We start from the raw sequence: 21,715 nt of genomic DNA on the forward strand, positions 1-21,715 counted from the left end.
CCCGTCCCGGGCCCCGTCCAGGCAGGAGCAAGGCATGGAAGCGACACACCACGGGTGCGGCGGCCTCCGGCGGCCGTCCGCACCGTCCGAGGGCGTCCTGCCCGCGGGGCCCGGCGGTCTCGGGACCGTCGCGGCGGTCCTGCCGGCGTTGATCGCCGCGGCGCGTCCCAGCCGGGAGGTCTCCTACGGAGACCTCCTCTCGGGGGCGGCCCCCGCACCCGGACCCGGCTACGTCGAACGGTCGTGGGGGGACGGGACGCACTCGCCGCTCTACTGCCCCGTCCCCGAGCGCACCGACGACACCCTCGCCGGCGAGGTCGACGCCCGCCTGGTCTCGTGGGCGCGCGACCGCGGATTCGAGGACCACGAGCTCGACGCGCTGGGGAAGGCGGCGTTCGGGCGGCTGGTGACGCTCGCCCACCCCGGCACCGACGATCCCGACACGCTCCTCGTCGCCGCGCAGCTCAACGCCGCGTGGTGGGCGGCCGACGACTACTACGCCGACGACACCGCCCTCGGCGCCGTGCCCGCCCGGCTGCCGCAGCGGCTGACCCTGGCGATGTCGGCCATGGACCCCGTCCCGCCCCTGGGCGAGTTCACCCCGCCGCTGCGCGAGGCACTCCAGGACGACCTCGTCCTGCGCTTGCTCGGGTCGGCCGTCGACCATCTTGAGCGCCACGCCACGCCGACGCAGGTGCAGCGGGTCTGCTACTCGACCTTCGCGATGTTCGTGAGCTGGACGGCCTACGCCGCCTGGCGCGAGACCGGAGACCACCCGCCCGCCTGGGAGTACCTGGCGGCACGCCAGCACGACAGCTTCTACACCTCGATGACGCTCATCGACGTCGTCGGCGGCTACGAGGTGCCCGCCCACCTCTACTACGACCCGCGCGTCCGCCGCGCCGCCTTCCAGGCGGGGACCGCGAGCGTCCTCGTCAACGACCTGCACTCGGTGGCCAAGGACGCCGCCGACGAGAACCCGGTCTGCAACGTCGTCCTGCTGATCGCCGCCGACCGGGACTGCACCGTCGAGGAGGCGACCGAGATCACCGTGGCCCTCCACAACGACCTCGTGCGCGACTTCGAGGCCGGCCACCGCGACCTCGCGCCGGTGGCCTCCCCCGAACTCCAGCGTTTCCTGCGGGGGCTGCGGGCGTGGATGGGCGGCGGCTTCGAGTGGCACGCCACCAACCCCCGCTACGCCGGGCCCCCGTGACCCTCACTCGCCGGCGGACTCCGCGGCCTCCGCCTGGGCGCGGGCCTCGATGATCTCCTGCTCGGCCCGGGTGTGGCCCTCGCGGATGATCTGGACGACCTCCTCCGGGTCGTCGGTGAGGTGGATCAGGTCGATGTCCCGCGGCGAGATCTTGCCGCTGCTCAGCATGGACGTCTTCACCCAGTCGAGCAGCCCGCCCCAGAACTCGGTGCCGACCAGCACGATCGGGAAGCGGGTGATCTTCCCGGTCTGGACGAGGGTGATCGCCTCGAACAGCTCGTCCAGCGTCCCGAAGCCGCCCGGCAGGACCACGAACGCCTGCGAGTACTTCACGAACATCGTCTTGCGGACGAAGAAGTAGCGGAACTCCAGCCCGATGTCGAGGTGGTCGTTGAGCTTCTGCTCGAACGGCAGCTCGATGCCGAGGCCGACCGACAGCCCGCCGTTCTCGTCGCAGCCCTTGTTCGCCGCCTCCATGATCCCGGGACCGCCGCCGGTGATGACGGCGTAGCCGGCGTCGTGCAGGCGGGCGCCGATGTCGACGGCGAGCCCGTACTCCGGCGAGTCGGGCTTGGTGCGGGCGCTGCCGAACACGCTGACGGCCTTCGGCAGCTCGGCGAGGAGCCCGAAGCCCTCGACGAACTCCGCCTGGATCCGCAGCACCCGCCACGGGTCGGCGTGCACCCAGTCGGCCGGGCCGCGGCTGTCGAGAAGACGCTGGTCGGTCGTCGTCGCCGGAACGGCCCGTCCCCGCAGCATGGCCGGCCCCTGCCGCCGCGAGGGGGAATCAGGATTCAGAGTCATGAGCCCACGGTAGTGGGACCCTCCAGCCACGTGCGCATACGTTGCTCGCACTCGCCGATGAGAGGGATCTCGACGTACTCGTCCTTGGTGTGGGCGAGGGTGGGTTCGCCGGGGCCGTAGTTGACGGCCGGGACGCCGAGCTCGGAGAAGCGGGCCACGTCCGTCCAGCCGAGCTTCGCGCGGACCTCGGCCCCGCTGGCTGCGACGAACGCCGCCGCGGCCGGGTGCGTCAGCCCCGGCCTGGCCCCGGGCGAGCTGTCGGTGACGGTCACCTCGAAACCGGCGAAGATCTCCCGAAGGTACGCCTCCGCGTCGTCCGGCGACTTGTCGGGAGCGAACCGGTAGTTCACCTCGACGACGCACTCGTCCGGGATGACGTTCCCGGCGACGCCGCCCGAGATGCGCACGGCGTTCAGGCCCTCGTGGTATTCGAGGCCGTCCACAACCGGACGCGTCGGCTCGTAGGCGCGGAGCACGTCCAGGACCCGCCCGGCGGTGTGGATGGCGTTGGAGCCCATCCACGCCCGCGCGCTGTGCGCCCGCTCCCCCTTCGCGGTGACCTCGACCCGCATCGTGCCCTGGCAGCCGCCCTCGATCAGCGCGCCCGTCGGCTCCATCAGCACGGCGAAGTCGCCCGCGAGCAGCTCGGGACGCTCCGCCGCGAGCGTGCGGAGCCCGTTGAGCTCGGCCCCGACCTCCTCGCACTCGTAGAAGACGAACGTGACGTCCCGCGTCGGCTCGGTGACCGTGGCCGCGAGCCGCAGCGCGACCGCGACGCCGCTCTTCATGTCCGTGGTGCCGCAGCCGTAGAGCCGGTCGCCGTCCACCCGGGACGGAAGGTTGCCGTTCAGCGGGACGGTGTCGAGGTGCCCGGCCAGCACGACCCGCTCGGCGCGTCCGAGATCGGTGCGCGCGACGACGTTGTGGCGGTCGCGCTCGACGCTGAGGTGCGGAAGCGCCCGCAGCGCCTCCTCGACCGCGTCGGCGAGGGGCCCTTCGGCACCGCTCACCGACTCGATGTCGACGATCGCCGCCGTCAGGTCCGCCACGTCCGAGAAGAGATCGAGCCCCATGCTCAAGTCCTATCATCACGATCGTGGAGATGCCTGTGCTGGAATGCGCCGTCCACTGGGCGCGTCCCGTCGACGAGCCCGAGATGCGCGCCCTCCTGGACGAGGGGGAACGCGTCCGCTACGACCGCTTCCTGCGCGCCGAGGACAAGGCCCGCTTCGTCACCGGCCGCCATCTGGCCCGCACCGTCCTCGCCGGGGCGGCGGGCCTGGCCCCGGAGAGCATCCGCTTCACCACCGGCTGCCCGCACTGCGGCGGCACGCACGGCAAGCCCCGCCTGCCGGGCAGCGACCTCGACTTCTCCCTGTCCCACTCCGGCGACCGCGTCGTCCTCGTCCTCGCCGAGGGCGCCGAGGTCGGCGTGGACGTGGAACGCGAGAGCGACCGCGACATCGACCGGCTCGCCGAGATGGTCCTGACCGCCGCCGAACGCGACGCCCTCACCGCGATGGACGACCGCAGGCGCGGCTTCCACACCTACTGGAGCCGCAAGGAGGCCCTGCTGAAGGCGACGGGCCACGGCCTGGCCGCCCCGATGACGTCCATCCACGTCTCGGCGCCCGACGAGCCCGCCGCGGTCGTCGCGTGGGACGGCGAGGCGGCGGTCTCCCCCGTCCGCCTCACCGACCTCACCCCGGGCCCCGGCTACGCCGCCGCGGCGGCCGTCCTCACCGACCGGCCCCTCAAGGTCACCGAGGTCATGTGTTGATGCCGTGGTCGCGCAGGATGTCGTTCAGGGACGCCTTGTCGTGGCGCTGCCCCTCCTCCAGGCGCTTGAGGATCAGCACCGCGGGCAGCCCGAACGTGCCGCCCTTGAACTCCTTGTAGCGGGTGCCGCCGACGGCGACGCACCAGTCGGGGATGCGGCCGCGGCTGATCTCCTCGCCCGTCTCCACGTCGATGACCGGCATGGACGCCGACAGGTTCGTCCCGGACCCGACGACCGCGCCGCGCCCGACCCGCGCCCCCTCGACGATCATCGAGCGGCTGCCGATCATCGCCTCGTCCTCGATGACCACCGGCTTGGCGTTCGGGGGCTCCAGCACCCCGCCGATGCCGACACCGCCGGACAGGTGCACGTTCTTGCCGACCTGCGCGCAGGACCCGACGGTCGCCCACGTGTCGACCATCGTCCCGGAATCGACGTAGGCGCCGATGTTGGTGAACGACGGCATCAGCACCACGCCGGGCGCCAGGTAGGCCCCCCAGCGGGCGATGGCGCCGGGCACGACGCGGACGCCGTCCAGCCGCGTCTTCAGCGGGATGCGGTCGTGGTACCGGAAGTCGCCCACCTGAGAGCGCGCCATGCCGAGCACCTTGAAGCTCAGCAGGATCGCCCGCTTGGCCCGCTCGTCGACGAGCACCTCGTCGGTCGCGGGGTCGATGCGGGCGACGCGGGCCTCGCCGGAGTCGATCTGGTCGACGGCGGCCACGATGGCCGCGCGCGCCCCGGCGTCGTCCGGCGTCAGGTCGGCGCGCCGCTCCCACAGCTCGTCGATGTCGCCGGAGATCGGGCTGGTGAACGTTTCGGTCATGCCACCTGAGCTTAGTGGGGCCGATCTCCCGGTACCGTCTTCGCGTGGCTGTTTGGGCGAGGAAGAGGCCGCGTCCCGAGGAGGGGACGGACGGTGGCGGGAGCCACCGCGGCCGGTGGTGGGCGGTGGGCGCGGTCGTCACCGTCCTGCTGGTCCTGGGCGTCGGCACCTACATCGCGTTCGACCGCGCGCGCCCGTACCTGCACGGCTCGGGCTGCGAGGTCCAGACGAGCCTGGGCAAGATGCCGCTCGACCTCGAACAGGGCGCGAACGCCGCGACGATCGCCGCCGTCGCGTTCCGCAAGCGGCTCCCCGAGCGGGCCGCCGTGATCGCCTACGCGACCGCGATCCAGGAGTCGCACATCCACAACCTGCCGGGCGGCGACCGCGACTCGGTGGGCATGTTCCAGCAGCGCCCGTCCCAGGGCTGGGGCACCCCCGACAAGCTCCGCGACCCCGTCCAGTCGACCAGCAAGTTCTTCGACGCGCTCGTCAAGGTGAAGGGCTACCTCGACCGCGACCTGCACGACGCGGCCCAGCTCGTCCAGCGCAGCGCCGACGGCGACGCCTACGCGCAGCACGAACCGGACGGCAAGCTCCTGGCGACGGCCTTCACCGGCCGCGAGCCCGCCACGGCCCGCTGCTGGTACCCGCCGGACGAGAAGACCGCGTCCCGCCGCCCGGAGGCCCTCCGCGAGATGCGCCGCGCCTTCGGCAGCCGCCTGCGCGTAGGCGGCCCGGGCCCCCTCACCGCGAACGCCCCGTCCCGTCCGGACTCCTGGAACGCCGTCAAGGTGACGAACCCCCGCGTGGGCTGGGCGGTCGCCACCTGGGCCGTCACCCACGCCCAGACCTACGGCCTCACCGAAGTCCGCCACGCGGGCAAGCACTGGCAGTCCAAGGCCGGCCACGACGGCTGGACCGAAGACAAGGACGCCCCCAAAGACAACGTCATCATCAAGTAACCCCGCGCCGCGAGAACCCGTCCGCCAGAGGGCTACCTCTGGGACGCCTGACGCACGCGCCTCACCAAGCCACGAGCCGCCGCAAGCTCAAGACAGATGACCGGACCGTCCGGATCCTTGGAGTCCCGGATGAGGATGCACTGCTGCATCATCGCCATCTCCACGCACTCGCCGCCTGAACCGCCGCTGTAGCTGCTCTTACGCCATTGCGGGACCATAGGCTCCAGGTGCTTCACGAGTACTCCTCACGAACGCGGTTCAGAAGTTCGAAGGTTTCGGTGCAGGAGAGGGATTCCCCCATCACCAACGAGAACCGTACCCCGGCCTTGAAAGTCGTGCTCCTGCCCTCGATCAGTTGGCTCACACCAGCGGCCTCGATGTACATGAGGTCAACGTCTTGGACGAAGCTGAGGAGTATGAAACTTCCCTCCAGCCCGGCTGGCGAGACCCTGCCGTATGGCAACACGCGCAAGTCCACGTGAAGGGACTGCTCAAGCCCGATGAGGTGATCGAGTTGCTCCGCCATGGCTTTGGAGCCCCCAACTGGACGATGCAGTACCGATTCATCCAGCACAAATATCGTCATCGGCGGGTTTTGGCGCGTGAGGATGGCTTGCCGCTCCATCCGTCCAGTGACACGAGTCTCCAGGGTTTCCGCCGACTCTCCCGGCATCATGAGTCCTCTGGCGTAGCTCTCCGTCTGGAGCAGGCCGGGAACGACCTGTGCGGCAAAGCATCGGATACCGATGGCCCTGCTCTCGTGGTGTAGGTAGGCATCAAAACCAGGCAGCAAGGCACGGTGGCGGCCGGCGCGGCGGATCGTGGTGTAGATGCGGAGGAAGTGGCCCTCCTCGTGCTCCCAACCGTCCGTCTTGAAGTGTGTGTCCAGGTCAAGGGCCGTCTGCTCGGAGACGGTCTTGTCCGCCTTCTCCAGTTGGCAGATCCACTGCGGCGTGCAGCCAAGGGCACTGGCGAGTTGGCTCTGGGACAGCTTCGCGCGCATGCGCATCCGCCGTAGCTCCTCGCCGAAATGGACGCGCAGGGCGTCGGGATCACGCTGGTCGCTGGCCATGGCGGGGGCCTCCGGCACTCGGTTGACAGGGGACGTCGGGGGTGGATGTCCGGTTAAAGCAGCTTCGTAGCCGACAGTAATCAACTGACAGCAGCCTGTCTCATGAACTGGAGACGAAGGCCGAAACCGCTCGGCCGCGAAGGGGCAGGTCACCCGATGAAGAACGCGAGAACGGCCGGGATCGAACAGGACTTCCCCGCGTGGATGGTGTGGGTGTCCCGCGAAGGTGCGTATTGGGGCGCCGTCCGGCGTGACCCGAGGTCGACACTGCCCCCGACCGTCATCGCGGATTCCGAGGACGAGCTGCGCGCGGCGCTGGCCGTCCAGCCGAACGGCGGGGTACTGACCCGATGAACCCCGCTGCTGGCCTGAAGTGCTGGATCCCCGGCTTGCAAGTCTGGTACGGGCTCTACACCCGGTCATGGTGGGCCTATGTCCCCGGCCGTCCGGACAGCCTGATCGAAGCCCCGTCCCCGGAACTCCTCGCCCAGAGACTCACTCCCCTGGCCACAACGTCGGCGGCGCGCGACCGCACGCTATCAGGGCGACAGAGGACCGGGGCGTGACACAAGAGGCTCAATGCACTGGATGCCCTATTCGATCCGCGCGAACACGGCTCCCAGCCTGTTCCCTCCGGCTTTCACGACACGGTCGAACCGCCATGTCTGTTCGCCGATGGGGAACGTATCCCCCGGGTGCAGGGTCACGTCACGTTCGCCGTCGTCCTTGATGAAAAGGACGATCTCTGGAGGTACGTCGTCACGTGCTTCGCGGGCATAAACCAAGCCTATCTTCATGTCCGAGTCAAGTTCAGCCAGGGTTCCCTGCTGTACACCAATCTCTTCTAGCGCCATAGTTACTCCAGTGTGGTGTAGCGAGGTCGTATTGCAGTCTTGAATTCCTGGAGAGACAAGGGCTCGGGATGCCTCTCGTTCCAAGGATTGCGCAGGTGCAGCCGCCCCTGATCGTCGATCCTGGTCACCTCGTAGGCATGGTTAGCAACGAGCTTTGCGGGAAGCGCTGATTCACCTTCAAGCAGCTCTCGAGTTCCGACCAGTATCGGCTTGTTCCGGGAGAGTTGCCCCGCGATCTCGTCCCGGAGTCGACGGTCCGCACTACGGCCTTGGTTGTCGTATCCGCTAGGGAATCGTACCGTCTTGGCGGGACGTCCAGTGAGTTGCGTGAGCAGTTCGGCGCGCTCGCCAGGGTTAGTGCCCTGATTCAGTCGCACATAGCCTGTCGGCGCATCCCCGGGATGACCCTGGACGTTCCAGAGTTCGGTCGCCCGTGCCTGGCGCCGGGCGCTCCAGGTCTGGTCCGCCCCCGCGATCGCCTTCTCCAGCACCGGCACCCAAGCCACACCTGCCGAAGTCGTCCTGGCGAAAGAAGGCGTATCGGGTTCTTGATCTTTGATCGGGAGTTCGGGGGTGACCGTCAAAGTGATCGGGCGTCCGGTCGGCACATAGCACTGCTTCGAAGGCGAGTACTCCGCCTCGTGCAAACTCACCTCATAGTTGCCGTCGTCGGTTTCCCGAACGCAGTCGCGGATCGCCTCGGGACTGTGTCCGGCGACGGCCCCCAATGTGGAAATGATGCCGCAGTCACCGAGCGTCCCCTGCTGCGTCTGTTCACGCGTGGGCTCTCCCTTGAAGAGCGGTGTACGAGTACCATCGGCACGCTCCAGCGGCGCGCCGTAACGATCGGGAGTCAGAAGTGGATCCCCCTTGGGATCCTGAAAGTCTGGCCGGTCGACCGTACCTGCCAACTCTTTGTGTTTATCACTCAATTCCAACTTGGCGGCGATCTGCTTCAGCCGATCCGATATACCGCGTTCGAGAGCGACTTCGTCGGACTCGGCCATGCGCCCGTCGTCGTCGGCAGGTCCATCGCCCGGGATCCTTCTGTCAAAGTCGTCCGGAGTGTTGGCGGCGATGCCGCCGCCCTCAGCAGGCGCCATGACCTCATCAGGCTCCTGCGGCCCGCCTTCTCGCCCGACGGGCTCCCGGGCTCGGGCAAGGCTCTCCGACCGCGACTCCTTGCTGGGAGAGCCAGAGGTGTCGGCCCGTGACGTGGACGGCTGCTCATCTGATGCGTCCTCGCCGCCCGCATCGGATTTCTTTCCGGCGCCGCGCTCACCGTCGTTCCTCAGCGTCTTGACGGCGTCTTGCTTCTCACCCTCGGACGCGGGCTCTGGCTCACCTGAACCGTCCGTCTTCATCTCGCCACTCCCGGCCTGTGCCGGTTTGTAGCGACGTTCACCAGCGGGCCCGGCGCTGCTGTCATTGTCCTCGGTCTTTTGCGTCCCGTCCTCTTCCTGGACGGGTTGGCGGGCACGAGCGAGGCTCTCCAGGCGGGACGGCTGACCGGGCGACCCGGGTTTATCAGGCGGAGGCGCGGGCGGCTTGCCAGGCGGTTCGGGCTGGTCGGCATTCTCAACCTTGGCGTCGGTCCCGTTGGGACGGTCCATGCCTACGCTTCGCCCCTTCCGCAGTTGATCCCCGGCGACGGCCAGCCTCGCCTCGTTCTCACGAACCGGCAGTGCCCGGTGAAGCGCGGGCGGGCGTCCGGCCACATCGCCGATCATAAAAGCGTGAAAGCTTGGAAATTGCACGTTTCGCTGATCAGCGTGCGTTCCGCGTGGACACCGCAGAGTGCGCAGCGTCAAGGCACGCGACCATGCCGTCTCGATGACGATGACGTGGTCCAAGAACCCGGCGGATCATCCGCAGAGCCGTCGACCCTCGTCGTCATCGATCTCATGCACCCGCTCTGCCATAGCCGGACAACCTGGCGGCAACCGGCGGGCAAGGACAGGACAGTCGCGGTGCGTCACCCGACGCGGCGCCGCCTCAGCTCTTCGCTCCACCCCTGCACCTGCTCGTCGTCGTGCAGGTAAGGCCCTCCGGGCCCCGCCCTCAGGTCGATCCCGTAGAGGAGATCAAGCGCCCAGCCATCCAGATTCGGCTGGTCACCGCCACTCACGGACGCACCGTATCCATGACGGGGTCATCGCGTGAGCGACTCACCGCACCCGACCTCAGAAGAGGGACGGGGTCGGCGGAATCACGTCGTCGAGGAACGCGGTCACCATCGGCGCCAGGACCGCCGACTGCCCGAAGACCCCGATGTGCGATGTCGCCGGCAGGATCACCAGTCGCGCGGCCGGAGCATCCCGCAACGTCCCCGACGCTGCGGCCTCCTCATCACCGCCGCCGAGCAGCTCGAACATCGCCAGAGCGTGCTCCAGCTTCACGGCATCCGCGTCACCGACGACGACCAGCGCCTTCGCGGATATCGAACGCATCTCCGCGTCGCTGATGTTCTGGTCTTCGATGCCCAGGACCTTCATCTTCTCCACATAGGCGTCGAACGCCGCGCGGTCCGGCGTGTGCCGCATGAACGCCTCCTCGACGGGCGTACCGGCGAACGCCGTGGCATCGAGATCCGCGATGGCCTCCATCACCGACGGGTACCAGCCGTCCTGACGGTAGGTGGCGGACAGCGAGACCAGCTTGTTGACGAGCGACGGGTGACGAAGTGCGAGCTGTAGCGCGACCCCGCCGCCTTGCGAGTAGCCCATCACGTCCGCGCGCTCCACGTTCAACGCGCGGAGCAGCGCCGCGGCATCGTCACCGAACTGCTCGTAGGACATCCTGCGGGACGTATCCGGAGTGCGCCCGTGCCCTTGCTGATCGAAGACGATCACAACACGCTCGCCCACGAAGGCAGACACCCACGACCTCATCGGGTCAGTGGCCATGAACGAGCCCGGAATGAGCAGCAACGGAGCACTTCCCGCATCCCCGAGGTCGCCATACACCTCGTAGTAGAGGCTCAAGCCATTGACCGGCAGATGACCACTCCGCGAAGGCACCACTGCTGCTGTCATCTCGACCTCCCAATCCACACAAGCAGGATCAGCGGAGGGCATCGTGCCACCGCAAGACGACTCGGCCTGCACGTGCAGACTCCACAGTGGAGAACGTTTCCGGACTCAGGCCGACATCACGATCGACGCCACGTACCCCCTGCAGGAATCGAACCTACGGCCTCCCGGTCCGGAGCCGGGCGCTCTGTCCCCTGAGCTAAGAGGGTTTGCGGGCTCCGGTGGCAGGATTCGAACCTGCGCTTGACGGGTTAACAGCCCGCTGCCCTGCCGGACTGGGCGACACCGGATCGGCGATGACTCGCCAGGTCGGCGATTTCAGTAGCGGAGGCGGGAGTCGAACCCGCGTCGCAGGGCTTATGAGGCCCGGCTGGAACCACCTCCAGTCCACTCCGCACCGCGCGTCCCGTCTCTCGACGGGCGCGGCAGGTAGCCCCGGCGGGACTCGAACCCGCTCCGCGAGGGTGAAAACCTCGCAACCTAACCCATGGTCGACGGGGCCATCGGCAAGCAACGCATGCCGTCTTGCTGGTCAGTCCATGTAGCCCGTGTCGGATTCGAACCGACGTCCTTCCGGCTGAGAACCGGACGTCCTTACCTGGCTAGACCAACGGGCCGTGCCGCCCAGAGGATTCGAACCCCTTCACCCCGGCGTAAGAGACCGGTGCCCGTCCCAACAGGCGCGAGCGGCGAGAACGCGGAGGAGAGGGGAGTCGAACCCATAAGGCGGCCTTCACCGCTCACTCGTTTTCGAGACGAGCGCCGTCACCGATCGGCTTGCTCCTCCAGGGCGGAAAGCCGGGGATTCGAACCCCGCCGCGGCGTGTCACCGCGTACGCCGCTTCCAACGGCGCTCCTCGACCGACCGGACGCTTTCCCTGACATGGTGCTGCGTACCGTCCCAGGGATTCGAACCCTGAACCTCCTGGACCTGACCCAGGCACCTCTGTGTCCCCACCTCGGGGACTTCGAGGGCCTGATGCGCTCCGGGAGCAGGAGTCGAACCTGCGAGCACGTGATCCAAAGTCACGCTGCCGACACCGTCGCGGCTTCCCGGACCGTTGAGCCTCCGGCCGGGACGTCATGTCGCCGCGAGCCGCCGCCCGGTGTCGGACCGGGCCGCCCGCCGTACGAAGGCGGGGCCGCAAGCCGTGCGCGGCGGCATGGTGCTGAGCTGCCGGAGCAGGATTCGAACCTGCAACTGCCCGCTCCAGAGGCGGGTGTCCTACCGATTAGACGATCCGGCATCGCGATGAATGAGGGCGTCGGCCCGGTCGAAGGAAGGTGGGGAGCCTGGTCTGGCTCCTGGGATACCAGCCAGGCTGCCCGTGGTCGCCGAGTACGGGAGACAGGAGTCGAACCTGCATGAGCTGCTGCTCGCCGGGGTTTGGGCCCGGTGCGTCTCGCTATTTCGCCACTCCCGCGCGGGTTTCATGCCGACGCTCTATCCGATCGAACTATCTCCGCGTGAGCATCACGCGGTGTCCGCGGCATCGTGGTCCCCCAGGGGTTCGCACCCCGTCCTCCGGGTCTTCACTCCGGTGCTCTACTACATGAGCTAAAGGACCGTGCCAGCCGGCCAGTGACTTCGTGGCCGCTCCGTCGGGACGCACGGACTCGAACCGCGTGTCTCCTGCTCCCAAGGCAGGCGGGGCACCACATCCCCTTCATCCCGTTGCGGGGTCTCGCTGCGCGGAGCCCGGGCCCACCGACCCAACGCGATCCCCTGACGTGGACCAACCGGGATTCGAACCCGGAATTCCTGTGTGCAAAACAGGCGTGATGCCATTATCACTACCGGCCCATGGCACCTCTCGCAAAGCGAGAGGCGCAAGGTCTGCCGACGTCAGCCGCACCCCGAGGTACGGCCGACATCGGACTGGGAACGGAAGTGTTCCCAGCTTTGCGTTCTCCACTGTGGAGTTGTCAATACGGACGAGTCCGCCGCTCGTAAGCGGGGGTCGCATGGGTGACAGGATTCGAACCTGCATCCCGCCGGTTTTGGAGACCGGCCGCCTAACCGTTGGCTCACCCACATGAAAGAGACCGCCCCGGGAACGTCTCCCCGGGGCGGCCTCTGAAGGAACCGTGAATGTCCCTATCCAGAAGCGACTCCGGAGATGACGCAACCGCCACGCCGTTGGAACGCGCGGTTCCACAGCGTCGGTTCGGCGGTCAACTTGATCACCTTGTTTCGTCCCTTCCCGCTCTCTTCTCAACGTCTATATACATGAAAGGGCACAGGGCCCCGACCCGTCAACGACTTTTTCCCTACCCTCGTGACCTGGGCATCTGCCGAAACCCCGCCTGTGCCCCACCAGGACCACTCGCCCTGTTAGTCCCTCAGAGATGGCACTCGGTTCCAGGCCGCCTCGAAGCCCGTCCCTCAGCGGCCTGTGGCGGGCACAGCTGCACCCACACCCCGCCCACCACCACGATCGGCTGAGGCAAGTCGCGTAGGGCGATCGCCCGCGTCGCTGTCGGGGACATGGCAGTTATCCGTTTTGTGTGTCACCACACCTACCTGTAAGCATGGAGCCCATGCGCCACCCTCTTGACACGCTGGACTGGCCGGTCGCCACCGACCGACTGCTGTTGCGGCGGGCTACCCCGGGCGACCTGGACGCGACCTGGACCTTCCGGCAACTGCCGGAGGTCCACGAATGGGTCACGGCCGCCACTACGACGTACGACGACTACCGTGAGCGCTTTCTCCGCGGGGAGCGGCTCGCAGACCTGCTCGTCATCGAACTGGACGGCCGGGTGATCGGCGACCTGACGCTGCACGTCCACGACGCCTGGGCCCAGGAGGAGGTCGCCGACCAGGCGAAAGGCGTCCAAGGAGAGCTCGGCTGGACGTTGGACCCCTCTTACGGCGGCAAGGGCTACGCCACGGAAGCGGTAGGCGCCCTCATCGAGGTGTCCTTCCGTCGTCTCGGTCTGCGCCGCCTGCACGCGGAGTGCTTCTACGACAACGAGGCTTCGTGGCGGCTGATGGAGCGGGTTGGGATGCGCCGCGAACAGCACACGGTGAGAGAGTCCCTCCACCGCACCAAGGGCTGGCTCGACGGTCTCTCATACGCGCTCCTGGCCGAAGAATGGCCCGAGCGATAAACCTCCCCGCTTCCCGGCCTCAGGAGACCTGACACGACCTCACCGACCTGACGCACCGCAGTCCGGGCAGGTTGCACAGCTTCTGCGTTTGCCAAGCTTGCGGTGCTACCTGCGCTTGTAGAAGCGATCTCGCCGCCGGCTCCGGAGCAAAGGCCTTGTCGGCATAGCAGGCGATCGCACGGCTGGTGAACGCGTCGATGATGCCGTGCACGCGGGCGGCGGTCAGATCACGCGTTGAGCCGGGCAGTGCAGCTGAGCGGCCCCAGATCAGCCCTCGGTCAGGAACTGAACGTTCACCCCATGCCAATGGTGCTCGCCCGAGCTGTGCAGCGTCTGCGCCCGACCGCCGGTCGGTCTTCGCGAGAGTGCCGCCCAGGATCAGGAACGCTGCGCGGTCCGCATCGCCTCGCGCAGGGCGCGAGTTCGGCGAACTGGGCAATGACCTCGGAGGCTCCGCGCAATGCCGCCCCGGCGACGAAATCAGCGACCACTACTCGAGCCGGCTGAATACGGCGCCCGGCCTCGTCCCACCGAAGTTCACCCTCTCGAGCGCCCAAGTCTGGTCACCGATCGAAAACGTGTCCCCGGGGCAGAGGGTCACGTCACGCTCGCCATCGTCCTTTACAAACAGAATAACGGAAGGCAGACCATCACCCTCCCCCTCGATGACGTCGACCAGTCCTATCTTCATCCCCGCATCAAGACGAGCCTGAGTGCCCTGCTGCAGGCCGATCTCTCTTCCCAATGTCACTCCAATGTGCTGTAACGGGGCCGGATTCCGGCTCTGAACTCTCGAATATTCATCGGTTCGGGATGGCGGTCGTTCCAGGGATTGCGTAGGTGGAGCCTACCCTGATCGTCTACTTTGATGACCTCGTAGGCGTGCCCCTTAATAAGCTTCCCCGGAAGCGGCGGCTCACCCTTGAGTGGTGTCCGGGTACCGACTATCACAGGCTTGTTCTGGGAGAGCTGATCGACGATCTCGTCGTGGAGCCTCTGATCCGCAGTGCGCCCTTGGTTATCGTAGTCGGCGGGAAACTGGACCGTCTTGGCCGGACGGCCAGTGAGTTGCGTGAGCAGTTCGGCCCGTTCCGCCGGGTTGCTCCCCTGATTCAGCCTTACATAACCAGTCGGTGCGTCCCCGGTATTTCCTCGCACGTTCCAGAGCTCGGTCGCGAGGCGACGACGCCTGGCAGGCCAAGTCTGATCCATCCCGGCAATCGCCTTCTCTAGTACCGACAACCAGGCTGCGCCAGACGAGGGGTCATCGGCGAATGCAGGCACGCCTGGATACTCATCATCGATCGGCAGATCTGGGGTGACCGTTAGCGTGATGGGCCGTCCGGTAGGTTCGTAACGTTGTTTCGACGTCGAATACTTCGCCTCGTGCAGGCGAACCTGGTAGTTCCCGTCATCGGTTTCTCGTACACAGTCACGGATGGCCTCGGGATGATGTCCAGCGACCGCGCCCAGAGTGGCAATGACGCCACAGTCGCCGAGCGCTCCCTGTTCTACCTGTTCACGCTTTGGTCGTCCATCGAAGAGAGGCGTTCGACTCCCATCAGGGCGATCGAGCGGAGTGCCATACCGGTCGGGGATGTTCTTGGGATCCTCCTTGGGGTCCTGGAAGTCCGGGTGGTCGACCGTGCCTGCCAGTTCTTTCGGCTCACGACGTAGGTCCAGCTTGACGGCAACCTGCTTCAGGCGGTCGGCGATGCCGCGTTCGAGTTCGTCCTCGTCGACGTCGGCCGCGCTCCAGTTGTCGTCGGGCGGACCGTCGCCCGAGATCCTTCTGTCCAGGTCGTCCGGGATGGTGTCGGCGGGCTTCGGGGCGTCCTGCGGCTCCGTCCCAGTGGGCTCAGCCCCGTCCGCATCCTCCGGTTTAGAGTTGTCGTTCTCTTGCTGGACGGGTTCGCGGGCTCGGGCGAGGCTTTCCAGGCGGGACGGCTGGGACGGGGAGCCCGGGTTGTCAGACGGCAAGGTGTACTTCTGCCCTGGCGATACGGACTCGTCGGCGGCTTCCGGTTTCTCGCCGGCGGCGCTCCTGCCGTCCTCCGCCGTTGGCTTGGCCTCGGAGTGCGGCTTGCGCTCTTCGGTTGGTGGGGTGCCGTTGTCCTCGGGCTCGGTGTGTTGTGGCTCGTTCTGGTGGACGGGTTCGCGGGCTCGGGCGAGGCTTTCCAGGCGGGACGGCTGGGACGGGGAGCCCGGGTTGTCGGGCGGCAGCGTGTGCTGGGGCTTCGCGGACGTGGAGCTGTCGGTGGGTTCGTCCTGTTCGGCTGGGCTGTTCCCGGCTGTCTGCGGCTTGTCTTTGGCCTCGGGCTCACTGGCGTCCGTCTTCTGGTCGCGGTCGGGCTGAGCCGAGGCGGGTTCTTGGGAGCGGGATCGGCTCTCTGTGCGGGACGGTTGGCCAGGAGAGCCTGGGTTGTCGGGTGGGGGTGCCGGGGGCTTGGGGTGGTCCGGCTTCACGAGCTTGGTGTCGGTTCCGGTGGGATGCTCCACGCCCACGCTTCGGCCTTTCGCAGATGAGCCCGGCACGTGGCCCGTCTCCTGGCGCGAGCCGGACGTGTCCGGCGGCTGGGGGGCCGCCGTCCATGAAAGCGTGTTTGCTCGCCGATTGCACGTTTCGTCGATGGTGGAGTGAACGGCGGGGCACTGCCAGGGCGGGGCGTGGTCTGCCAGTGGGCGGTGGTCGTCCGGCAACTTCGGCGTCAAAGGGACCGGCCTTTTCTGAAACTGCTGGTCAGGGGCGGGTAAATGCCGTTTGCCGGGGGTTCTCTGGGCGGGCAAGGGGTTGGTTGGGACGCGTTCTGCTGGGAAATCGTGTCGGCATGGAGATCCCGCGGACGTTGGTCGTGAGCGGGCACTTTCCGCCGGAGCCCGGAGGGGTGCAGACGTTCACGTGGGAGCTGGTGCGGCGGCTGCCCGCCGACCGGCTGGTCGTCGTGGCGCCCGCGTGGCCGGGGGCCGCGGAGTTCGACGCGGGGCTGGGGTTTCCCGTGGTCCGGCGGCACGGATACCTGCTGTTCCGGGGGCTGCGGGGGCTCGTCGTCCGGCATCGGCTGGAGGCCGGGTGGATCACGGCGGTGGCGCCGTTCGGGCTGTACGGGCCGATGGTGCGGGCGGCGGGGGTGCGGCGGCTGGTCGGGTCGGCGCACGGGCAGGAGCTGGGGTGGCTGCGGGCGCCGCCGACGCGGGCGGCGCTGCGGGCGGTGGCGCGGTCGTTCGACGTGCTGACGCATCTCAGCGCGACGACGCTGCCGGAGCTGGCGGACGCCGTCGGCGACAGGGTGCGGCTGGTGCGGCTCGCCGGGGCGGTGGACACGCTGCGGTTCCGGCCCGACATGGACGGGTCGTCGGTGCGCCGGAGGCACGGGCTCGGGACGGGGCCGGTGGTGCTGAGCGTCGCGCGGCTCGTCCGGCGCAAGGGGCACGACATGCTGATCCGGGCGTGGGCCGAGGTGGTGCGCAGGCGGCCGGACGCCCGGCTGGTGATCGTCGGGGGCGGTCCGATGCGGCGGAGGCTCGCCGAGCTGGCGGACCAGGAGGCGCCCGGGACGGTCACGCTGACCGGGCCCGTGTCCGCCGTCGACCTGCCCCGCTACTACGCGGCCGCCGACGTGTTCGCCCTGCCGTGCCGTGATGACCGGCGGGGGCTGCAGACCGAGGGGCTCGGCCTGTCGGTGCTGGAGGCGTCGGCGGCGGGGCTGCCGGTCGTGGTCGGGCGGTCCGGCGGCAGTCCCGAGTCGCTGGTCGACGGCCGGACGGGCGTGCTGCTCGACGCGTCCGGTCCGGACGAGCTGGCGCTCACCCTGCACCGGCTGCTCGCGTCACCCCACCGCGCCGCCGCGATGGGCGCCGCCGGGCGGCGGTGGACGTGCGAGCGCTGGAGCTGGGACGCCGCCGCGGCCCGGCTCGCCGGCCTGCTGAACGGCTCCGCCCTCGCCGCGCCGCACGACACCCCGGGGATGGAGCCCGCATGGGACTCAAGGAGCAGCTGAACAAGCGCGACTTCCGGCGGCTCATCTTCGGGCAGACGGTCTCCTCGTTCGGGGACTGGATGGGCACGCTGGCGCTGATGTACTTCGTCCTGGAGCTGAGCGGCTCCACGACGGCGGTCGGCGGCGTGCTGGTTCTGAGGCTCCTCCCGTCGGCGCTGGGGGCGCCGGTCGCGGCGCGGGTGGTGACGCGGTGGCGGCGGCGCAGCGTGATGCTGTGGTCGGACATGATCAGGACGTTCATGGCGCTGGCGCTGCCGGTCGTGCCGTGGCTGGTGTGGGTGTACTTCTGGGCGTTCCTGATCGAGGTGGTGGGCCTGGTGTTCCTGCCGGCCCGGGACGCGGCCGTGCCGTTCCTCATCGAGGACGACGAGGAGAAGCACGACACCGCCACGCTGGAGATCGCCAACGGCATCACGATGGCGACGTCGTACGGGATGATCCCGGTGGGCGCGGGGGCGTTCGGGCTGCTGCTGTGGATGTCGAACACCGCCGGCTGGGAGGGCAGCTGGCGGTACGTGCTGGTGTTCTGGCTGAACGCGGCCACCTATCTGGTGTCGTACGTCGCCATCCGGTCCATCCCTGATCTCGGGCCGGGGCCCGGCGAGCGGCGGGAGACCGCGCGGGAGGCGCCGCACGCCGGGTTCCTCGCGGCGCTGCGGCTTCCGGTGGTGCGGGGGGTGCTGCCGGGCGTCGCGGTCGTGGCGCTGGGGCTGGGCGCGCTGTTCTCGCTGGGCGTGGTGTTCGTGCGGAACGTCCTGGGTGCGGGGGCGGTCGGTTTCGGTGCCCTGGTGGTGCTGTTCGGGGTGGGCGCCATCGCCGGCCTGCTGCTGATCCACCGCAAGGCGGGGAACCTCTTGACGCAGGTCCGGGCGGGGACGGCGGCGCAGGGCATCGTGATCGCGCTGATGGGGGGCCTCGGGTCGCCGGTGTGGTCGTTCGTCGGGGCGGTGGTGTTCGGTGCCGCGGCGACGAGCGCGCTGGTCGGCGGGATCACGTTCTTCCAGGAGGCGCTCGGCGGGGTGGAGCGGAACCTGGCGCTCACGGCGTTCCACGCCGTGCTGCGGTTCGGGCTGGCGCTGGCGGCGCTGCTGGCGGGGGGCGCGGCCGACCTCCTGCGGCAGGCCGGCGCGTCCCCGCTCGGCATGGCCCCGGGCCAGTTCGTGCTGGCGGCGTCCGGGCTGATCGTCCTGCTGGGGACGTTCCTGATCCGTGCCCCGGACGCCGCGCGGGTGTCGTCTACCTGACCGGGACGGGGTCGGTCTCCGCCACCGCCTCCGCGGCGGACGCCTCTCCCCTGCTGTCGGCGGCCCACAGGGCGACGACCGCGGCGCCGACCAGGAAGCAGGCGCCGGCCAGCAGGGCCCGGGAGAAGCCCGCGGTGAGCGCCTCGGGCACCGGCGTCCGGCCGGCGAGCAGGTCGTCGGTGCGGGCGGTGGCGAGCGCGGAGAAGATCGCCAGGCCGAGCGCGCCGCCGATCTGCTGCGAGGCGTTGAGGAGCGCCGCGGCGAGGCCGGCCTTGTCCGGCGGGACGTTGGCGTTGGCCGCGGTGGTGACGGCCACGAACGTGAAGCCGAGCCCGAAGGAGGTGACCATCAGGCCGGGCAGCAGGTCGGTGAGGTAGTGGCCGTCGACGGGGATGCGCGACAGCCAGTAGAGGCCGGCCGCGGCGATGAGCAGCCCGGCGATCATCAGCGGCCGGGTGCCGATGCGCGGGATGAGCTGGGACGATCCGCCCGCGGCGATGCCGACGCCGAGGCAGAGCGGGAGGTAGGCGGAGCCGGTCTCCAGCGGCGAGTAGCCGAGGACGTTCACCATGTAGAGGCTGAGGAAGAAGAACATCGACAGGAACCCGGCGAGCGCGACGAGCTGGGTGACGTCCGCCGCCGCGAGGCCCCGGATCCGGAAGATCGACAGCGGCAGCAGCGGATTGCGGTTGCGCTGCTCGTTGAGCGCGAACGCCAGCAGGACGACGGCGGCGCCGGCCAGGCCGCCGATCGTGCGGGCCGCGTCCCAGCCGACCTCCGGCGCCTTGACCAGGGTGAAGACGAGCAGCAGCATCCCGCCGGTGACCAGCACGGTGCCGAGGACGTCGAAGTTCGCCAGGCGGGCGCTGCGCCGGTCGCCCTCGACCAGCAGGAACAGCCCGGCGATCACCAGGACGCAGACGGGCGCGTTCACCAGCATCACCCAGCGCCAGCCGGGCCCGTCGGTGAGGAGCCCGCCGAGCAGCACGCCCGCGGCGGAGGCGGCCGCGCCGACCCCGCCCCAGACGCCGAGCGCCTTGTTGCGGTCACCGCCCTCCTTGAACATGGTGGTGAGGATGGACAGGGTGCCCGGCAGCATCATCGCCGCCCCGATCCCCTGGGCGAGCCGCGCGCCGATCAGCATTCCGGACGTGGTGGCGAGGCCGCCGACCATCGAGGCGAGCATGACCAGGAGGGTGCCGGTCACCACGACGCGGCGGCGGCCGAGCAGGTCGGCGAGACGGCCGCCGAGCAGCATGAACCCGCCGTAGGTGAGCAGGTATCCGGACGGCACCCACTGCAGGTCCTGGACGGAGAAGTCCAGGTCGGTGCGTATCGCGGGCAGCGCCACGTTGACGATCGAGGCGTCGATGAAGTCCAGGAACGCGATGGCGCACAGCAGCGTGAGGGTCAGCTTGCCGCGCCCGGTGGCGAGGAAGGACGGTTGCGAGTCCGTCATGGGAGAGGTCTCCGTTCAGTGGGCCCGCGCCGGCGCCTGCCAGCGGGGGGTGCGCAGGTAGCGGGGGCGCCACACCGCGCGGTAGAGGAACCGGAGGGGCGGCGGGACGAGCCGGTCGTGCTCGGCCTCCATCTGGTGCAGGACGGCCGGGTCCGCGGCCTTGGCGCGCAGGACGGGCCACAGGTGGGTGTCCTCGGCGGTGTGGTGGAGGTCGCGCTGGAACGCGTCGTGGACGGCGTACATGAACGTCACGTCGACGCGGTCGCGCTCTTGGTCGCTCATTCCCGTTCCTTCGTGCCGGTGCTGTGTCGCGACCAATGAGCGGATCGGGGCGCGCGAGTGTGACGCGGCGGGCCGGCGATGAGGCCCACATCACATTTCAGGCGGCGATGTCACACTCGGAGGGCCGGGGGCGCTCAGAGGGGGCGAGCGCAAAGGAGGTCGGGCCATGCCCGAAGGCACCGCCGAGGACACCGCGACCAGGGTGTTCGCCGATCACCGGGAGCTGCTGTTCTCGGTCGTCTACAACATGCTGGGGAGCGTCGCCGACACCGAGGACGTCCTGCAGGACGCGTGGCTGGCGTGGGCGGCGCGGAACAAGGACGCCGGGGAGATCGAGAACCCGCGCGCCTACCTGGTGCGGATCGCGGTGAACACCGCCCTGTCCCGGCAGGCGGCGATCAGCCGGCGCCGCGAGACGTACGTGGGGCCGTGGCTGCCCGAGCCGCTGGTCGAGCACGCCGATGCGGGCGACGCCGCCGAGCGCACGGAGGCGGTCTCGCTGGCGCTGCTGGTCGTCATGGAGTCGCTCACGCCGCTGGAGCGGGCGGTGTTCGTGCTGCACGAGGTGTTCGGCTACGCGCACACCGAGACCGCGGCGATCCTGGACCGCAGCCCGGCCGCGGTCCGGCAGCTCGCGCACCGCGCCCGGGAGCACGTCCACGCCCGGCGGCCCCGCTACCAGGCGGACCCGAAGGTGCAGCGGCAGGCGACGGAGCGCTTCCTCCAGGCCGCCCTCGGCGGCGACCTGGAGGCGCTGATGGAGATCCTCGCGCCGGACGTGACGCTCTGGACGGACGGCGGCGGGAAGTCCCGGGCCAGGGCGGCCCTGCGTCCCGTCCACGGCAGCGACAGGGTGGCCCGTGTCATCGCCGGGACCACGGCCCGTCGGCCGAAGGACCTGGCGATCCGCTACCGGACCGTCAACGGCGACCCCTCGGCGGTGCTGTTCGACGAGGACGCGCCGTTCGCCGTCATGGTCCTCGACCTGGACCCGGACGGCGAGCGCGTCCGCGGCGTCTACGCCGTCACCAACCCGGACAAGCTCGCCCACATCGACGAGGAGTGAGCC

21 protein-coding genes, 14 tRNA genes and 1 pseudogene are annotated in these 21,715 nt (G+C 69.1%); 8 read left to right on the forward strand and 28 right to left on the reverse strand.

The genetic code is table 11. The features are described from left to right. The first annotated feature begins 34 nt into the window (after nucleotides 1–34). Complete coding sequence (locus tag ABGB11_RS20720) at nucleotides 35–1,216, forward strand: family 2 encapsulin nanocompartment cargo protein terpene cyclase (protein ID WP_347635195.1); 1,182 nt, start codon at nucleotides 35–37, stop codon at nucleotides 1,214–1,216. Nucleotides 1,217–1,219: 3 nt separating this feature from the next. Here ABGB11_RS20720 and ABGB11_RS20725 read toward each other — a convergent pair whose 3' ends face one another. Then, on the reverse strand, nucleotides 1,220–2,020 hold the full coding sequence (locus ABGB11_RS20725; RefSeq protein WP_347635197.1) for a TIGR00730 family Rossman fold protein: 801 nt from the start codon (nucleotides 2,018–2,020) through the stop codon (nucleotides 1,220–1,222). Next, nucleotides 2,017–3,093 (reverse strand): succinyl-diaminopimelate desuccinylase, encoded by a 1,077-nt coding sequence (gene dapE, locus ABGB11_RS20730; RefSeq protein WP_347635199.1) that lies wholly within the window; start codon nucleotides 3,091–3,093, stop codon nucleotides 2,017–2,019. The genes ABGB11_RS20725 and dapE overlap by 4 nt, the downstream gene beginning before the upstream one ends. A 29-nt stretch (nucleotides 3,094–3,122) precedes the next feature. Between dapE and ABGB11_RS20735 the strand changes: the two genes are divergently transcribed. Further along, nucleotides 3,123–3,800 carry a 4'-phosphopantetheinyl transferase superfamily protein gene (locus ABGB11_RS20735; RefSeq protein ID WP_347635420.1) on the forward strand — a complete coding sequence of 226 codons (678 nt, stop codon included), beginning with the start codon at nucleotides 3,123–3,125 and terminating at the stop codon, nucleotides 3,798–3,800. On the opposite strand, the gene ABGB11_RS20740 is transcribed toward ABGB11_RS20735, so the two are convergent. Then, nucleotides 3,790–4,626 carry a 2,3,4,5-tetrahydropyridine-2,6-dicarboxylate N-succinyltransferase gene (locus tag ABGB11_RS20740; protein ID WP_347635201.1) on the reverse strand — a complete coding sequence of 279 codons (837 nt, stop codon included), beginning with the start codon at nucleotides 4,624–4,626 and terminating at the stop codon, nucleotides 3,790–3,792. The genes ABGB11_RS20735 and ABGB11_RS20740 overlap by 11 nt on opposite strands. 44 nt (nucleotides 4,627–4,670) lie before the next feature. On the opposite strand from ABGB11_RS20740, the gene ABGB11_RS20745 reads away from it, so the two are divergent. Then, nucleotides 4,671–5,591: a hypothetical protein gene (locus ABGB11_RS20745; RefSeq protein ID WP_347635203.1), complete on the forward strand. Its 921-nt coding sequence runs from the start codon at nucleotides 4,671–4,673 to the stop codon at nucleotides 5,589–5,591. A 32-nt stretch (nucleotides 5,592–5,623) separates the two neighbouring features. Here the strand turns inward: ABGB11_RS20745 and ABGB11_RS20750 are convergent, their stop codons facing one another. Both ABGB11_RS20750 and ABGB11_RS20755 read right to left on the reverse strand, forming a co-directional pair. Next, nucleotides 5,624–5,809: a DUF397 domain-containing protein gene (locus tag ABGB11_RS20750; RefSeq protein ID WP_347635422.1), complete on the reverse strand. Its 186-nt coding sequence runs from the start codon at nucleotides 5,807–5,809 to the stop codon at nucleotides 5,624–5,626. A 14-nt stretch (nucleotides 5,810–5,823) separates the two neighbouring features. Then, entirely contained in the window at nucleotides 5,824–6,663 is an 840-nt protein-coding gene (locus ABGB11_RS20755) for a helix-turn-helix transcriptional regulator (protein WP_347635205.1), read from the reverse strand. 156 nt (nucleotides 6,664–6,819) lie between these two features. Here ABGB11_RS20755 and ABGB11_RS20760 point away from each other — a divergent pair, with 156 nt between their 5' ends. Continuing rightward, on the forward strand, nucleotides 6,820–7,017 hold the full coding sequence (locus ABGB11_RS20760; protein ID WP_347635207.1) for a hypothetical protein: 198 nt from the start codon (nucleotides 6,820–6,822) through the stop codon (nucleotides 7,015–7,017). Nucleotides 7,018–7,256: 239 nt separating this feature from the next. Here the strand turns inward: ABGB11_RS20760 and ABGB11_RS20765 are convergent, their stop codons facing one another. The 18 genes from ABGB11_RS20765 to ABGB11_RS20850 all read right to left on the reverse strand — a co-directional run bounded on the left by ABGB11_RS20765 (nucleotide 7,257) and on the right by ABGB11_RS20850 (nucleotide 12,585). Continuing rightward, nucleotides 7,257–7,517 carry a DUF6406 domain-containing protein gene (locus ABGB11_RS20765; protein ID WP_143118711.1) on the reverse strand — a complete coding sequence of 87 codons (261 nt, stop codon included), beginning with the start codon at nucleotides 7,515–7,517 and terminating at the stop codon, nucleotides 7,257–7,259. 2 nt (nucleotides 7,518–7,519) lie between these two features. Next, entirely contained in the window at nucleotides 7,520–9,370 is a 1,851-nt protein-coding gene (locus tag ABGB11_RS20770; RefSeq protein ID WP_347635210.1) for a hypothetical protein, read from the reverse strand. Nucleotides 9,371–9,492: 122 nt separating this feature from the next. Then, a complete protein-coding gene (locus ABGB11_RS20775) occupies nucleotides 9,493–9,645 on the reverse strand; it encodes a hypothetical protein (protein ID WP_347635212.1) in 153 nt (50 codons plus the stop codon). 55 nt (nucleotides 9,646–9,700) lie between these two features. Next, nucleotides 9,701–10,570: an alpha/beta hydrolase gene (locus ABGB11_RS20780; protein WP_347635214.1), complete on the reverse strand. Its 870-nt coding sequence runs from the start codon at nucleotides 10,568–10,570 to the stop codon at nucleotides 9,701–9,703. Between the two features lie 115 nt (nucleotides 10,571–10,685). Then, nucleotides 10,686–10,758 (reverse strand) — tRNA-Arg (locus tag ABGB11_RS20785). A 7-nt stretch (nucleotides 10,759–10,765) separates the two neighbouring features. After that, nucleotides 10,766–10,839 (reverse strand) — tRNA-Asn (locus ABGB11_RS20790). Between the two features lie 32 nt (nucleotides 10,840–10,871). Next, a tRNA-Met gene (locus ABGB11_RS20795) sits at nucleotides 10,872–10,945 on the reverse strand. A gap of 34 nt (nucleotides 10,946–10,979) precedes the next feature. After that, nucleotides 10,980–11,051 (reverse strand) — tRNA-Glu (locus tag ABGB11_RS20800). A 40-nt stretch (nucleotides 11,052–11,091) separates the two neighbouring features. After that, nucleotides 11,092–11,166 (reverse strand) — tRNA-Glu (locus tag ABGB11_RS20805). A 1-nt stretch (nucleotide 11,167) separates the two neighbouring features. Then, nucleotides 11,168–11,240: transfer RNA gene (locus tag ABGB11_RS20810), tRNA-Lys, on the reverse strand. Nucleotides 11,241–11,247: 7 nt separating this feature from the next. Then, nucleotides 11,248–11,336 (reverse strand) — tRNA-Ser (locus ABGB11_RS20815). 197 nt (nucleotides 11,337–11,533) lie between these two features. Then, nucleotides 11,534–11,607 (reverse strand) — tRNA-Gln (locus ABGB11_RS20820). Nucleotides 11,608–11,723: 116 nt separating this feature from the next. Beyond that, a tRNA-Gln gene (locus ABGB11_RS20825) sits at nucleotides 11,724–11,796 on the reverse strand. Between the two features lie 93 nt (nucleotides 11,797–11,889). After that, nucleotides 11,890–11,973, reverse strand: a tRNA-Leu gene (locus ABGB11_RS20830). Nucleotides 11,974–12,045: 72 nt separating this feature from the next. Further along, nucleotides 12,046–12,117 (reverse strand) — tRNA-Phe (locus ABGB11_RS20835). Between the two features lie 34 nt (nucleotides 12,118–12,151). Continuing rightward, a tRNA-Pro gene (locus ABGB11_RS20840) sits at nucleotides 12,152–12,224 on the reverse strand. Nucleotides 12,225–12,281: 57 nt separating this feature from the next. Then, a tRNA-Ala gene (locus ABGB11_RS20845) sits at nucleotides 12,282–12,353 on the reverse strand. A gap of 160 nt (nucleotides 12,354–12,513) precedes the next feature. After that, nucleotides 12,514–12,585 (reverse strand) — tRNA-Trp (locus tag ABGB11_RS20850). 505 nt (nucleotides 12,586–13,090) lie between these two features. Between ABGB11_RS20850 and ABGB11_RS20855 the strand changes: the two genes are divergently transcribed. After that, a complete protein-coding gene (locus tag ABGB11_RS20855) occupies nucleotides 13,091–13,663 on the forward strand; it encodes a GNAT family N-acetyltransferase (protein ID WP_347635216.1) in 573 nt (190 codons plus the stop codon). Between the two features lie 196 nt (nucleotides 13,664–13,859). Here the strand turns inward: ABGB11_RS20855 and ABGB11_RS20860 are convergent. The 3 genes and pseudogenes from ABGB11_RS20860 to ABGB11_RS20870 form a co-directional block, all read right to left on the reverse strand. Continuing rightward, nucleotides 13,860–13,978: pseudogene (locus ABGB11_RS20860) on the reverse strand (IS5/IS1182 family transposase); the annotation flags it as partial. A 175-nt stretch (nucleotides 13,979–14,153) separates the two neighbouring features. Further along, complete coding sequence (locus tag ABGB11_RS20865) at nucleotides 14,154–14,408, reverse strand: DUF6406 domain-containing protein (protein ID WP_347635218.1); 255 nt, start codon at nucleotides 14,406–14,408, stop codon at nucleotides 14,154–14,156. A gap of 2 nt (nucleotides 14,409–14,410) precedes the next feature. Continuing rightward, complete coding sequence (locus ABGB11_RS20870) at nucleotides 14,411–16,168, reverse strand: C2 family cysteine protease (protein ID WP_347635220.1); 1,758 nt, start codon at nucleotides 16,166–16,168, stop codon at nucleotides 14,411–14,413. A gap of 323 nt (nucleotides 16,169–16,491) precedes the next feature. Between ABGB11_RS20870 and ABGB11_RS20875 the strand changes: the two genes are divergently transcribed. Both ABGB11_RS20875 and ABGB11_RS20880 read left to right on the forward strand, forming a co-directional pair. After that, nucleotides 16,492–17,661, forward strand: a complete 1,170-nt coding sequence (locus tag ABGB11_RS20875) for a glycosyltransferase family 4 protein (RefSeq protein ID WP_347635222.1) — start codon at nucleotides 16,492–16,494, stop codon at nucleotides 17,659–17,661. After that, nucleotides 17,640–18,905, forward strand: coding sequence for an MFS transporter (locus tag ABGB11_RS20880; protein WP_347635224.1), 1,266 nt, complete (start codon nucleotides 17,640–17,642; stop codon nucleotides 18,903–18,905). Before ABGB11_RS20875 ends, ABGB11_RS20880 begins: the two co-directional genes overlap by 22 nt. Here ABGB11_RS20880 and ABGB11_RS20885 read toward each other — a convergent pair. Both ABGB11_RS20885 and ABGB11_RS20890 read right to left on the reverse strand, forming a co-directional pair. Beyond that, nucleotides 18,898–20,364: an MFS transporter gene (locus ABGB11_RS20885; protein ID WP_347635226.1), complete on the reverse strand. Its 1,467-nt coding sequence runs from the start codon at nucleotides 20,362–20,364 to the stop codon at nucleotides 18,898–18,900. The two genes, ABGB11_RS20880 and ABGB11_RS20885, sit on opposite strands and share 8 nt — an antisense overlap. Before the next feature lie 15 nt (nucleotides 20,365–20,379). Continuing rightward, nucleotides 20,380–20,646, reverse strand: coding sequence for a hemerythrin domain-containing protein (locus ABGB11_RS20890; protein ID WP_347635228.1), 267 nt, complete (start codon nucleotides 20,644–20,646; stop codon nucleotides 20,380–20,382). Nucleotides 20,647–20,812: 166 nt separating this feature from the next. Between ABGB11_RS20890 and sigJ the strand changes: the two genes are divergently transcribed. Beyond that, nucleotides 20,813–21,712, forward strand: a complete 900-nt coding sequence (sigJ, locus tag ABGB11_RS20895) for an RNA polymerase sigma factor SigJ (protein WP_347635231.1) — start codon at nucleotides 20,813–20,815, stop codon at nucleotides 21,710–21,712. Nucleotides 21,713–21,715 lie beyond the last annotated feature (3 nt).

It is taken from the genome of Actinomadura sp. B10D3, from assembly GCF_039871695.1.
Lineage (GTDB): Bacteria > Actinomycetota > Actinomycetes > Streptosporangiales > Streptosporangiaceae > Spirillospora > Spirillospora madurae.